10 protein-coding genes are annotated in these 13,479 nt (G+C 60.3%); 6 read left to right on the forward strand and 4 right to left on the reverse strand.

Features of this window, described 5'->3' with window-relative positions:
• Window positions 1-573: 573 nt before the first annotated feature.
• The 5 genes from ppk1 (at window position 574) to DW233_RS05880 (ending at window position 6,735) form a co-directional block, all read left to right on the forward strand.
• On the forward strand, window positions 574-2,982 hold the full coding sequence (ppk1, locus tag DW233_RS05860; RefSeq protein WP_118267215.1) for a polyphosphate kinase 1: 2,409 nt from the start codon (window positions 574-576) through the stop codon (window positions 2,980-2,982).
• 98 nt (window positions 2,983-3,080) lie between these two features.
• A complete protein-coding gene (rlmD, locus tag DW233_RS05865; protein ID WP_118267217.1) occupies window positions 3,081-4,409 on the forward strand; it encodes a 23S rRNA (uracil(1939)-C(5))-methyltransferase RlmD in 1,329 nt (442 codons plus the stop codon).
• 106 nt (window positions 4,410-4,515) lie between these two features.
• Entirely contained in the window at window positions 4,516-5,058 is a 543-nt protein-coding gene (locus DW233_RS05870) for a DJ-1 family glyoxalase III (protein WP_117638209.1), read from the forward strand.
• On the forward strand, window positions 5,055-5,636 hold the full coding sequence (locus DW233_RS05875) for a nucleoside triphosphate pyrophosphatase (protein WP_117786881.1): 582 nt from the start codon (window positions 5,055-5,057) through the stop codon (window positions 5,634-5,636). Before DW233_RS05870 ends, DW233_RS05875 begins: the two co-directional genes overlap by 4 nt.
• 100 nt (window positions 5,637-5,736) lie before the next feature.
• The gene (locus DW233_RS05880) at window positions 5,737-6,735 is read left to right on the forward strand and encodes a P1 family peptidase (RefSeq protein ID WP_118267218.1); all 999 of its coding nucleotides are present in this window, start codon (window positions 5,737-5,739) and stop codon (window positions 6,733-6,735) included.
• Window positions 6,736-7,095: 360 nt separating this feature from the next.
• Here DW233_RS05880 and DW233_RS05885 read toward each other — a convergent pair whose 3' ends face one another.
• Entirely contained in the window at window positions 7,096-8,127 is a 1,032-nt protein-coding gene (locus DW233_RS05885) for a glycosyltransferase family 2 protein (RefSeq protein ID WP_117803821.1), read from the reverse strand.
• Window positions 8,120-9,322 carry a UDP-galactopyranose mutase gene (gene glf, locus DW233_RS05890; protein ID WP_118267220.1) on the reverse strand — a complete coding sequence of 401 codons (1,203 nt, stop codon included), beginning with the start codon at window positions 9,320-9,322 and terminating at the stop codon, window positions 8,120-8,122. Before glf ends, DW233_RS05885 begins: the two co-directional genes overlap by 8 nt.
• Window positions 9,323-9,553: 231 nt before the next feature.
• Here glf and pta point away from each other — a divergent pair, with 231 nt between their 5' ends.
• Window positions 9,554-10,534, forward strand: coding sequence for a phosphate acetyltransferase (gene pta / locus DW233_RS05895; RefSeq protein WP_089573084.1), 981 nt, complete (start codon window positions 9,554-9,556; stop codon window positions 10,532-10,534).
• A gap of 354 nt (window positions 10,535-10,888) precedes the next feature.
• Here pta and DW233_RS05900 read toward each other — a convergent pair whose 3' ends face one another.
• Window positions 10,889-12,067 carry an acetate/propionate family kinase gene (locus tag DW233_RS05900; protein ID WP_118267222.1) on the reverse strand — a complete coding sequence of 393 codons (1,179 nt, stop codon included), beginning with the start codon at window positions 12,065-12,067 and terminating at the stop codon, window positions 10,889-10,891.
• Between the two features lie 164 nt (window positions 12,068-12,231).
• The gene (locus tag DW233_RS05905; RefSeq protein ID WP_006234305.1) at window positions 12,232-13,410 is read right to left on the reverse strand and encodes an acetate/propionate family kinase; all 1,179 of its coding nucleotides are present in this window, start codon (window positions 13,408-13,410) and stop codon (window positions 12,232-12,234) included.
• Window positions 13,411-13,479 lie beyond the last annotated feature (69 nt).

Below are 13,479 nucleotides of genomic sequence, written 5' to 3' on the forward strand. Positions count from 1 at the left end.
GGCACGTGCAGACCTTTCGTCATGGCCTCCTACCTTTCTTTCGGGCCTCTCGGCCGAATCTATCAGCGCCCTTCCGTAACGGGCGCTGCTTGCTGACAGCTCTAGTTATATCCAAATTCCACCCGCAATTCCACCTCACCCCCGAACGGTCAACAAAGTGCGATGAACGGTATATCGCATGTGATTCCCCCATGATGCACTTCGGCGCTCTAAAGTACCTTTTCAAAGGTAAACGCTCTTTTTCCTATAAATTATCCCCCATCGCATCTATAAATCCATGATTCAGAATTGCATAGGTAAAACGGTTTTATGTATATAAATGAAGCTAGCCCACGTTTTGGACCGAATTCAATGATATTCAGCTTGCCATCATTCTTATTCACACATACTCACCAGTTGAGTGAGGATATAGACCGTTTTTCACAACGCGAAGGGCGTCAGCTCTATGGCTTGTCAGCGTAAGAAGTAGGTAAAGATACCGTTCACGCGATACGTCCGTGCCATAGGTCGACTAAATTGAGACAATAGTGAATAGTGTTAGGCAACCGTCCCCCACGGGGACTGAACGGACAGATGCATATGCCGAGCAAAATCGAAAAAAAGCAAGCCGCTGCAAAGCTGCGTAAGCCGCCGCGCGACCTCTCGTACACGCAGAACCGAGAGCTCAGCTGGCTGCGCTTTGACAACCGTGTGCTTGACGAAGCCTTCGACGAGACCGTTCCGCTGTTCGAGCGGCTAAAGTTCGTGTCGATTTTCGAGTCTAACCTCGATGAGTTTCTCATGGTGCGCGTGGGCGGCCTGTCCGATCTGGCAGAGCTCAAAAAACAGCCTGTCGACAACAAGAGCAATATGACCGCCTCCGAACAGGTCGATGCTGTCATGGCCGAAATGCCCGGGCTCCTTACCCGATGGGAGTCCATCTTTAAGAGCATCGAGGGCAAGCTCGACACCCTGGGCGTTCACCGCGCCCGCATCGATTCGCTTACGCCCGAGGAGCGCACCTTTGTAACCCGTTACTTCCAGGCCTACGTGTCGCCGGTCATCTCACCGCTGGTGATTGACCCGCGCCACCCCTTCCCTAACCTGCGCAACGGCGCACTCTACCTGGCCTGCGGCCTGGACGGCGTCACCGACGAGGAGAGTCTGCTGGGCCTTATCGAGATTCCCACCTCGATGAACCGCGTGGTCGAGATCCCCTCGCCCACCGGCACCTACTCCTACATCTTGCTCGAGGACGTCATCCTCGCCTGCCTGGACAGCTGCTTTGGCTCCTATAAGCCGCTCGACCGCGCGCTCATCCGCGTCACCCGCAACGCCGACATCGACCCGGACGGCGAGGGCGTCGAGGAGGAAGAGGATTACCGTCAGCACATGAAGCGCATCCTCAAGAAACGCTTGCGCCTGCAGCCGGTGGTGCTCGCGGTCTCGGGGTCGCTCGAGAAGGCGACGCTCAAGACCATCCGCAAGGCGCTCGAGCTTTCGCGCCGCTCTGTCTTTACCTGCGATATCCCGCTCGACCTGGGCTACGTCTTTGGCATTGAGAGTAAGATTCCCGAGCACCTGCGCAACGAGCTGCTCTTTACGCCGTTTAAGCCGCAGCCCAACCCCACCATCGATATGACCCGCTCCATCCGCGAGCAGGTACTTCAGCACGACAAGCTGCTCTTTTATCCCTATGAGGCCATGAACCCCTTCCTGGATCTGGTGCACGAGGCCGCCTACGACCCCGAGTGCATCTCACTGCGCATCACGCTCTACCGCGTGGCCAAGCAGAGCCGCCTGTGCGAGTCACTGATCGATGCCGCCGAGAACGGCAAAGAGGTCACGGTGCTCATGGAGCTCCGCGCGCGCTTTGACGAGCAGAACAACATCGAGTGGGCCGAGCGCCTGGAAGAGGCCGGCTGCACCGTCATCTACGGCTCCGAGGGCTTTAAGTGCCACTCCAAGATCTGCCAGCTCACCTATCGCGAGGGCATGGCGCTAACGCGCCTGACGCTGCTGGGCACCGGCAACTTTAACGAGAAGACGGCCAAACTCTACAGCGACTTTATGCTCATGACCGCTCACCCCGGCATCGGCGAGGACGCCAACCTGTTCTTCCGCAACCTGTCGCTGGGCAACCTGCGCGGCGATTACCGCTTCCTGGGTGTGGCGCCCGTCGGACTGAAACCGCTCATCATGCGCGGGCTTGACCGCGAGATCCAGCGCGCCCTCGCCGGCGAGCCCGCCCGCGTGTTCTTTAAACTCAACTCGCTCACCGACCGCGAGGTCATCGACAAGATCGCCGAGGCATCGTGCGCCGGCGTGCGCGTGGACATGATCATCCGCGGCATCTCGTGCCTCAAGCCGGGCGTTCCTGGCAAGACCGAGAACGTGCATGTCCGTTCTATCGTCGGACGCTTTTTGGAGCATGCGCGCGTTTACGCCTTTGGCGTGGACTCGGACATGATCTATCTGAGCTCGGCCGACATGATGACGCGCAACACCGAGCACCGCGTGGAGATCGCCTTCCCCGTGCTCGACCCCACCTGCCGCGCCCTGGTGCACGAGTACATGAGCATGCAGCTGCGCGACAACGTGAAGGCCCGCAGCCTCACGAGCGACGGCACCTGGGTCCCCGTGGAGCGCGCAGAGGGTGAGAAACCCTTCAACTCGCAGGAAGCCCTGCTGGAGCGTGCCTACCGCAACGCCGAGGCCGCGCCCGAGCCCGTCATTGAGGCAAAGCCCGCCCCTGCTCCTAAGCCGCAGCCGGCCACACCCAAGGTTCAGAAGGTCCAGGCGACCGTCATTGAGCCCGAGCCCGCACCTGCACCTCAGCCCGAGCCGCAGGCAGCTAAGCCCGCACCCGAGACGAGCGCCTGTCGCGATAAGCCCGCCGGCAAGACCAAAGCCATCGAGCGCCATCGCCCCGGTCGTGTGCGCATGGGCCTGGGCCTGATCGGCCTGGGTCTTAAGACGCTCATTACCGGCAAGACGAAATAGTCGTTTGTAGAAGCGGTTTGTAGAAGCGCCCCGCATTTGAGGAAAGCCTCGGATGCGGGGCGCTTTTCCCTGCTACCATGGTGCGGACAACAACGCGAATGACAGGCAGGGATATGAAGCTCACTATAGAATCGATGACCTACGGCGCCGACGGGCTGGCGCACGCCGACAACGGCAAAGCCGTCTTTGTGCAGGGTGCCGTGGCAGGCGACACCGTCGAGGCCGAGGTCGTACAGGACGGCAAGTCGTTCATGCGCGCCCGCACCACCGAGATTCTGGAGCCGAGCCCCGATCGCATTCAGCCTCCCTGCCCCTACGTGGGCATCTGCGGCGGCTGCTCGTGGGGCAATCTCTCACGCACGGCACAGCTCGCCGCCAAGGAGCAAAACCTGCGCTCCACGCTCGAGCGCATCGGCAAGTTCAGCCCTGAGCAAGTCGACGAGCTGGTGCAGCCCATCTGCCACACCAAGGACGACTGGGGCTACCGCAATAAAATCGAGCTCGAACCGACCGTCGTCAACGGTCGCGTGCGCCTTGGCATGCACGGTGTCGACCCCAGCAAAATCGTGACCGTCGATGCGTGCCCGCTGTTCGATAAACGTTTTCCCAAGGCGCTCAAATCGGTCGTCGGCGCACTCAACTATCTAAGCGGCAGCCATGACTTGGGACTCGAACGCGTGGGCATTCGTGCATCGCGCCGTACCAAGGCACTCGAGGTCGCACTCTGGACGTCTACAGGCTCTTTTCCGCGCTCGCAGGTCTCCCGCGTGCTGGCGGACGCCGCTCATCCCACGAGCATCGTGCGTGTGATGAGCAAGGGCGAAAAGAAGGCCCGCCGTGTCTCCAAGGTCGAAATGCTCGCCGGAGAGGGCTCATGGACCGAGAATATCGCCGAGGGTCAGATGCGCTTGTCTGCCCCGTCTTTTTTCCAGGTCAACACCAAGGGTGCCGAGATTTTGATCGAGCTTGTCATGGAAGCGCTCGACCCGCAAGAAGACGAGCTTGCCGTGGACCTGTACTGCGGCGCCGGAACCTTTACCCTGCCGCTCGCCCGCCGCTGCGACTTCGTCGCCGCCGTCGAGGCCTACGGCCCGGCCGTGCGCGACCTGCGCCGTAACTTGGAGATCAACAAGCTTGATAACGTCGACGTCATTGGCGGAGACGCGGTGCGCGAGTTCCCCGACCAGGATGCCGACGTCTTGGTGGTCGACCCGCCGCGCGCAGGCCTCGCCCCCGAGGCGATCGACCTTATCGCCAGCACGAGTGCTCGCGATGTCGCCTACGTGAGCTGCGACCCGGCCACCCTGGCGCGCGATCTCAAACGCTTTGTCGAAGAAGGCACCTTCTCCCCCGTCAAGATCACGCCAGTCGACCTGTTCCCGCAAACCTTCCACTGCGAGACCGTCGTCCACCTTAGGCGCAACTAGTCACTCAATCATTGCTCAGAAAAATCATTGGGAAATCGAGCGTGGCAAGCGGAGGTCTTCGGGGTATAAGACGGCTAATTGTATGCCGCCTATGAAAGGAACCCTCATGCCCAGCGTTGCCGTTCTCGCCGCCGATGGCTTTGAAACTATTGAATGCTTGACCATGGTCGATGTCATGCGTCGCGGCGGCGTGCGCGCCACGCTCGTCTCGATCATGCCCACGCGTGAGGTCGTAAGCTCGCTGCAGATCCCCGTGACCTGCGATGCGCTCTTTGATGAGATCAACTTTGACGAGTACGACTGCGTCGTGCTGCCCGGCGGCCTGCCCGGTGCCACCAACCTGCGCGCCGATCAGCGCGTCTGCGACGTGGTCTGCGAGTTCGCCGCGACCAAGCACGTTGCCGCCATCTGCGCCGCCCCGTTTATCCTGGGCGAGCTCGACCTACTCGAGGGGCGCCAGGCCACGTGCTTCCCTGGCTTTGAGAAAAGCTTCCCCGAAGGCGCCTATACCGGCGAGAAGGTTACGCAAGACGGCAACATCATCACCGCCAGCGGCATGGCCCAGTCGCTCCCCTTTGCGCTTGAGCTGCTGCGCACACTCGCCGGCGACAAGGCCGTCGAGAAGGTCGCCGAGGGCATTCAGCTATGATTTTGGCTTCGCAATCACCGCGCCGCATCGAGTTGATGCGCGAAGCAGGCTATGACATTCGCGTGATTCCCGCAGATATCGACGAAACGCCTTTTGATGGCGAGGCCCCGCTTACGCTCGTTGAACGCTTAGCACGCGCCAAAGCCGCCGCCGTTGCCGCCGAGCATGCCGAGCCCAACGAACTGACCGTCGCGGCCGATACTATTGTCACCTTCGATGGCAAGATTCTGGGCAAGCCGGCAACCGAGGACGAGGCGCGCACCATGCTCCGCGAGCTTTCGGGCCGCACGCACCAGGTCGCAACCGGCGTCTGCATCGTTAAGGCAGGCGACACGGCCGCTCCGCATGCCGCCGAGAGCCTGTCGTTTGTCGATGTGACCGACGTGACGTTCTATGAGCTTACCGAAGAGCAGATCGAGCGCTATGTTGCCTCCGGCGAACCCATGGACAAGGCCGGGGCCTACGGCATCCAAGGCACAGGCGGCCGCATGCTTGTGCACGATATTTCGGGTGACTTCTACAACGTGGTGGGCTTGCCCATCGCTCGCGTCGCACGCGCGATTCAAAAACTCTCGTAATTGCATCTGGCGCTGGTTATCCCCCAGCGCCTACAATTTTGCCGTACCGTACGGATCCCGACCGGGCATAAGGCCCGGCGGAAAACCGATAGGAGAAAACATGGACACACTGCTCGAAGCCATCGATGTTTGCAATGTCGATGGCTTTTGCTTTGGCAACTATACGGACGAGGAGGCTGGCACCGGCTGCACCGTAATCGTGGCGCCCGAGGGTGCCACCGGCGGCGTTGACGTTCGCGGCGGTGCTCCAGCATCGCGCGAAACCGACCTGCTGCGACCCGAGAACACCGTCGACAAGGTTCACGCCGTCTGCCTTTCGGGCGGATCGGCCTTTGGCCTCGAGGCTGCAAGCGGCGTCGCTCGCGAACTCGAGAGCCGCGGCATCGGCCTTCCCGTCGGCCCCACGCAGGTGCCCATCGTGTGCTCCAGCTGTATCTTCGACCTTGCCTTTGGCGACCCCACCGTACGCCCCGACATAGAGGCCGGCATCGCCGCCGTGCGCGAGGCACTCGACAACACCCCCACCACGCTCGAGCAAGGCAATGTGGGCGCCGGCACCGGTGCCACCGTAGGTAAGCTCATGGGCCCTGCCACCTGCATGAAGGCCGGCCTTGGCACTGCCGCCGTGGCGCTCGGTCCCGTTAAGGTAGGCGCCGTGGTTTCGGTCAACGCCTGCGGCAACGTTGTCGACCCCCTCACCGGCGAGTGGGTCGCCGGCATGCGCGCCCCAGCCGATAGCGACCAAATCGTCGATATGGAACTCGCAGCCTTTGCCGCCGCCGGATCCATGCAGATGCCGCTCGACCGCACCAACACCACCATCAGCTGCATCGTCACCAACGTGGAACTCACTAAGGCACAAGCCACCAAGGTCTCCCAGATGGCCGCAGACGCCTACGCACACGCCATCCGTCCCACGCACGCCACCAACGACGGCGACACCATCTACACCCTCGCCAGCGGCAAATTGGGCGCCCAGGCAAACGCCGTTCCCCTAGACCTGCTGGGCATGCTCGCCGTAAGGGCCCTGGAAACCGCCATCGTAAACGGAGCCAAAACCGCCAAAACCTCCCACGGCATCCCCGGCGCCGCGAAGTAAACTAGCTCGTCCGGTTGCCCGGTGGGTCTTGGTTATGTTTGCTGCTCTACAGTCCTGGCTCGCACGAAGAGCACATTAAGTGCTCTTCGGCTCGTGCGGAACTCGCGACAAACATGACCAAGACCCACCGGGCAACCTACCAACCAAGTCTTTTCAGCCCAGGCCCATGTGTACCGCGCGTCCAAGGTCTTCAAATTCAGCTTGCTGACATAAAGCAAGACATAACAGAGGACCCCTGGTCCTTAACTTGATACGAGTTCCGCACGCAAAGGAGGCGCCAGTGGCGCCTCCGTCTTGCGCAGGACTGTTCGAAGTAGCAAGTTAAGGACCAGGGGTCCCCGTTACCCGAGCGTTTCTGCCCTAGTTGAATTTGAAGATCTTTGAGGCAAGACGGTATAGGCCAAGTGTGGTTTTGTCTCCGGCGCGACCGCGGAGGTTGGTGAAGAAGCCGACCACGCCGTAGCGAGCACGACGATACATGCGCTCATCGTAGGCCTTCAGGTCCGCCCACAGCGTCTTCAGGCGCTCGTCGGCGCAATCCTCGTCGGAAAGCTTGGTGAGCACCGAGCAGATCGCCATCATCATAGTGAAATAACCCATCATGTACGAGCGCAGACGCGACGACTCAACATCGCTGTACAGGTGGAACGACTCCATCATGATGCGCGTCACACGGAACTGCTGGTCCAGGCGCTTGACCATCGTGGCCTCGTTGACGCTCTGGCCCTCGCGACCGATAAAGTAGCGATAGAGGTCGATGTCGGCGTAGTACATGGTCTTGCAACGCGGCAGCGGCACGTAGGCGTAGATGTTGTCCACATAGAACGTGTGCGGCGGCATGGGCAGGTTGGACTCGCGCAGCACATCCGTGCGATAGCACAGGCTGTGCATGAGCAGATTCTGGTCCAAACGGAAATGGCCGATCTGGTCCCAGGTAAAGATCTTTTTTCGAGGCAGGGCAAACTTGTAACCAATGGCCGTATGCGTACCCTCGTAAACCTTCTCGTACACGTAGTTCGAGATAAACAGGTCAACGCGCTGGTCGCGCTCTTCAAAGCCGCGCAGAATCGACAGCATGGTCGAAAGGGCAGCGCCGTCAAGCCAGTCGTCCGAGTCGACAACCTTGTAGTAGGTGCCCTGCGCCTCGCGCAGACCCGAAAGGACGGCAATACCGTGGCCGCCATTCTCCTGGTGCACCGCGCGGATGATTCCAGGATAACGGGCCTCCCACTCGTCGGCCTTGGCGGCCGTCTCATCCTTGGAGCCGTCGTCCACCACGATAATCTCGATATCGGTGGCATAATTGCTCCCCTCCAAGATGGAGGTGATGCAATGGTCCATGTCCTTAGCGGCGTTATACGAGGGAATACCGAATGTTATGACTTTATGCATGGCAGGCGATAATCTCATCCGAAAGATCGAGGGCGGAATTGGTCACGGCATCCATATCGTAGTAACGATACTCGGCCAGACGACCCACCGGGTGGAAGTTTGTCAGGTTCTGGACGCGCTCAAGATAGCGCTCATAGAGCTCACGGTTCTCGGGCTCAAGAATGGCGTAATACGGCGTCTCGCCCGAGCCGGGCGTATAGGCCTTGGAGTACTCCTTCATGATGGTGGTCTTGCCGGGCAGGACCTGACCAGTCATGTTCTTGAACTCGGTAATGCGCGTGTAGTCCTCGCTCGTGGTGTAGTTGACGGTGCCCACGGGCTGGAACTGATCCATATCGAGCGTCTCGAACTTCATGTCGAGCGTACGGTACGGAAGAGCGCCCAGGTCGAGGTTGAACAGCTCATCGAGCGGACCGGTATAAACGATCTCGCCGCCGTAGGCCTTGCCACCGATCTTGACGGTGGTCTCGTCGATCTCAAAGAGATCGCGGGCGTCCACGTCGCAGAACACGTCGATCAGGTCGTGGTCGAGCATATGCTCGAACAACGCCGTGTAGCCGTCCTGCGGCATACCCTGGAAGGGAGCCTGCGGGAAGTAGCGGTCATCGTCGCCCACAAAGACGGGAACGCGACCGGTGATCGAGGGATCGATCTGGTCGGGCGTCTGGCCCCACTGCTTCATGGTGTAATGCAAAAAGACGTTCTCGTAGACGTAATCGGCGACCTCGGCCAAGTCGGGGTCGTTCTTCTTACGCAGCTCCATAATGGGCACCTTGACATCCTTGCCAAAGGTCTCCACGAGCTTCTGATACAGCTCCTCGCCGCGCTCATCACCAAAGGCGAGCTTGAGACTCGCATGGTTGAAGGGCACGGGCATAAGGGTGCCGTTGATGTTGGCGAGCACCTTGTGCTGATAATCCGTCCACTTGGTAAAGCGCGACAGGAAATTGTGCACGCGCTCGTTAAAGGTGTGATAGATATGCGGACCGTACTCGTGGATCAGGATTCCGGCCTCGTCAGTGCAGTCATAGGCATTGCCCGCAATGTGGCTACGGCGCTCCAAAACGGCAACACGATAGCCGATAGTCTCGGCAAGACGGCGGGCGCAAACGGCACCGGCATATCCAGCACCGACGACAATCATGTCGTACGCGCCGGCGTTAAAGCCTTCAGGCAGGCCTGAGGTAATCTGCATCGATACTCCTTGTCAAAAGCCACGGGCTCGTTAGCTGGGCTTTTCTCGAACATTCTTCGAGACATATTTATCAGAGCGATTATAGCGCTAATGCGTCCTATAATGAGCTTGCCACACAAGGAAAGCTCAAGCACAGCGGCGAACATAATTGAAAGGTAGACCCGCTAGCAGCGGGTTTATTCGTGAACAGCCGGGCGCCTGGAGCTTAGCGAAACGCTTGTAAGGAGTAACATGAGCGATTTCCTAAACCGTATGAAGTCTGCCGCCAAGGCCGACCTTAAGACCATCGTCCTGCCCGAGGGCGAGGATCCGCGCACCATCGTCGCGGCCAACAAGATCATCGAGGAAGGCCTGGCCAACATCGTCATCCTGGGCGATCCCAACGAGATCAACGTTCCCGGCGCCACCGTCATCGACCCGCGCAATGCCGAGAAGCACGAGGAGTACGCACAGAAGTTTGCCGAGCTCCGCGCCAAGAAGGGCGTTACCATCGAGCAGGCTCGCGCCCAGGTGATGGACGCCACCTACTTTGGCACCATGATGGTCAAGATGGGCGACGCCGACGGCCTGGTCTCCGGCGCCTGCCACTCCACCGCCGACACCCTGCGCCCCGCGCTTCAGATCCTCAAGACCGCCCCGGGCACCAAGCTGGTCTCGGCCTTCTTCGTGATGTGCACCGACACCCCGCAGTTCGGCACCGACGGCACGCTGATCTTCGCCGACTGCGGCCTCAACATCAACCCGTCCTCCGACGAGCTCTCCGAGATCGCCATCGCCTCCGCTCACTCCTGGTCCACCTTCATGGGCAATGTTGAGCCGCACGTGGCCATGCTCTCCTACTCCACCATGGGCTCCGCCGGTGGCGAGGTCGCCAAGAAGGTCCAAGAGGCCGTGAAGTTCTGCAAGGAGAAGGCTCCCGAGCTCGCCATCGATGGCGACCTGCAGCTCGACGCCGCTATCGTCCCCACCGTCGCCCAGCTCAAGGCTCCCGGCTCCTCCGTCGCCGGCAAGGCCAACGTGCTCGTGTTCCCCGACCTCGAGGCCGGCAACATCGGCTACAAGCTGGTCCAGCGCTTCGCTGGCGCCGACGCTTACGGCCCCATCCTGCAGGGCATCGCCAAGCCGGTCAATGACCTTTCGCGCGGCTGCTCTGCCGACGACATCGTGGGTGTCGTAGCCATCACCGCCGTCCAGGCTCAGATGGCTGAGTAGCGGACATAGCCCCTCGGGACCCTACAGGGTAAAGCTCTGAAAACGTCCTCGACCAATGAAACGCCCCCGTTCTGCTCCTTCGGTGCTACGAACGGGGGCGTTTCTGGTCAGTGCGGAATGTTTTCAGGGGTTAGCCCGTACGGCCTTCTACTGCTACGAAGCGTTCAGAGCATCTGGAGTGGACAGCGGCTTGGCTACGAGCTGGGGCTGAGGATCTGAATGGATGGGTGTCGTTGCTGGGAGCGCAGGCGTTACTGGTGATGATCACTTTGGGACTGGAATTTCCGCCTGCTAGCAAAAAGGCCTCCTGAGCTGCTACTCAGGAGGCCTTTCGTTCAATCGCAAACGAACGCACTAGTTATTCGCGGTCAGACGCTCGACGTCGTGGGCGATCATGTATTCCTCGTCGGTGGGGATGACCATGACCGTGACGGAAGAGCCGGTGGCGCTGATGACCTGCGGGCCGTTACCCACGGCCTCGCGGTTCTTGTTGTTGTCGATGCGCACGCCCAGCCACTCGAAGCAGTCGCAGAAAGCCTTGCGGATCGACCAGTCGTTCTCGCCAATGCCGGCGGTAAAGGTAATGGTGTCCACGCCCGCCATGGAGGCAATCATGGAGCCGGCCTGCTGCATGGCCTTGTAGGCGAACATGTCGAAGGCAAGCAGGCAGCGCTCGTCGCCCTCGGAGGCGCGCGTACGGATGTCACGGGCGTCGTTGGAGATGCCCGAGATGGCAAGCAGACCAGACTGCTTGTTCATCATGTCATCGACTTCCTGGTAGCTGTAGCCGCCCTCGCGCTGCAGGTAGCACACGGTAGCCGGGTCAATGGAACCACAACGGGTGCCCATCATCAGGCCGTCGAGCGGCGTGAGGCCCATCGTGGTATCGCGGCATACACCGTCCTCAATGGCGGCGAGCGAAGCGCCGTTGCCCAGATGACACGAAAGCAGACGGTGGCAGCGCGAACCCAGGATCTCCTTGGCCATCATCCACTCGTAGCGGTGGCTCGTACCGTGGGCGCCGTACTTGCGCACGTGGTACTTGTCACACACGTCCTTGGGCAGGGCGTAGGTGTAGGCGACCTCGGGCATAGTCATGTGGAACGAGGTGTCGAAGACGGCCACGTTGGGCAGCTCCGGATACTTCTCGCGACAATACTCGATTGCCGCTGCCTCGCCGTAGTTGTGCAGCGGGGCAAGCGGTGCCACCTCGAGAATCTTAGCCATGACCTCATCGTCGACGACCGCGGAATCGTCAAAGTACCAGCCACCCTGAACGATACGATGCCCAATGCCATCGATCGTAAAGTCGGTCTTCTCGAGCTCCTCGAGCACACGTGCGATAGCCAAACGGTGGTCCGGGAAGGGGACCTCCTCGGTTTGCTTGGCGCCACCGTTCTCGGAGTGGCCAAAGATGCCCATGTCCGAACCGATACGTTCGCAGTTGCCCTTGGCGAAAACCTCGCGGGTATCGGTATCCAAAAGCTGATATTTAAGGCTTGAGCTACCGGCGTTGACAACAAGTACGTTCATGAGACTCCTTTGCAGTGCGATACGGTCGGCGCAGACCCCTTAAGGCGGCCGCATGTTAATAAGAAGTTATCACAACTTAATAAATAACTATCAGGCATATCGCCCAACGAGCACAAAAGAGGGGCCGAACGGCGCTCGGTCGTCCAGCCCCTCCCCTTTTGCAATTACTTGCCGTTGACGATGCGCTCGACGTCGGAAGCGATCATGAACTCCTCGTCCGTGGGGATGACGAAAATCTTGACCTTGGAATCCTTGGCAGACAGGCACCATGCGCCGTCACCACGCAGGGCGTTGCGGGCATGATCCATCTTGACGCCCATAAAGGCCAGGCGGTCGGCCACGCCGGCGCGGACGGCAGGAGCGTGCTCACCGATGCCGGCAGTGAAGACCAGGGTGTCCATACCGCACATGGAGGTGGCCATCTCGGCAGCCTTGGCGGCAATCTTGTAGACGAACATATCGAAGGCAAGCTGGGCCTCGGGGTCACCGGCAGCGGCGAGCTCCTCGACGTTGCGGCAGTCGTTGGTCTTGCCGCCGGTCACAGCCAAAAGGCCGGACTTCTTGTTCATCATCTCGTCGACCTCGTCGAAGGTGTAGCCGCCCTCGCGCTGCAGGTAGCACACGGTAGCCGGGTCGATGGAGCCGCAGCGGGTGCCCATCATAACGCCGTCGAGCGGCGTCAAGCCCATGGTGGTGTCCATGCACTTGCCGTCCTCGATGGCGCACAGGGAAGCGCCGGAGCCGATATGGCACACGACGACCTTGCGGGCCTCGCCGTTGGTCATCTCGGCGACCTTCTTGGAGATGTAACGGTAGCTGGTGCCGTGGGCGCCGTACTTACGGATGTGCAGCTTGTCGCAGACGTCCTTGGGCAGGGCGTAAGTCTTGGCGACCTCGGGCATGTTGAAGTGGAAAGCGGTGTCGTAAACCGTAACGTTGGGCAGGTCGGGATACTGCTCCAGGCAGTACTCGATAACGTTGGCCTCGGGGTTGTTGTGCAGCGGGGCGAGCGGAGCGACCTCGCGGATCTTGGCGAGGACATCCTCGTCGACGAGGGAGGAATCGCCAAAGTACCAACCACCCTGAACGATACGGTGGCCGATACCCTCAATCTTGACGCCGTTGGCCTCGAGGTCCTTCAGGACAACCTCGATGGCGACCTTGTGGTCGGGGAACTCGATGTTCTCGGTCACCTTCTTGGAGCCGTTGGCAGCATGGGTGAAAGTGCCGCCGGTAAAGCAGACGCGCTCGCAGGAGCCCTTTGCGGACACCTTGTGGGACTTGGTATCGATGACCTGATACTTAAGGGTCGAAGATCCTGCGTTGACGACCAGAACGTTCATGTGTCTCCCTACTAACAGGCGGTGTGGCGCCGCCAGGTTACATACGTTTCAATAATAAACCCAAACGCC

Origin of the sequence: Collinsella sp. AM20-15AC (assembly GCF_003471405.1) — a bacterium.
In the GTDB taxonomy this organism is placed as follows: domain Bacteria; phylum Actinomycetota; class Coriobacteriia; order Coriobacteriales; family Coriobacteriaceae; genus Collinsella.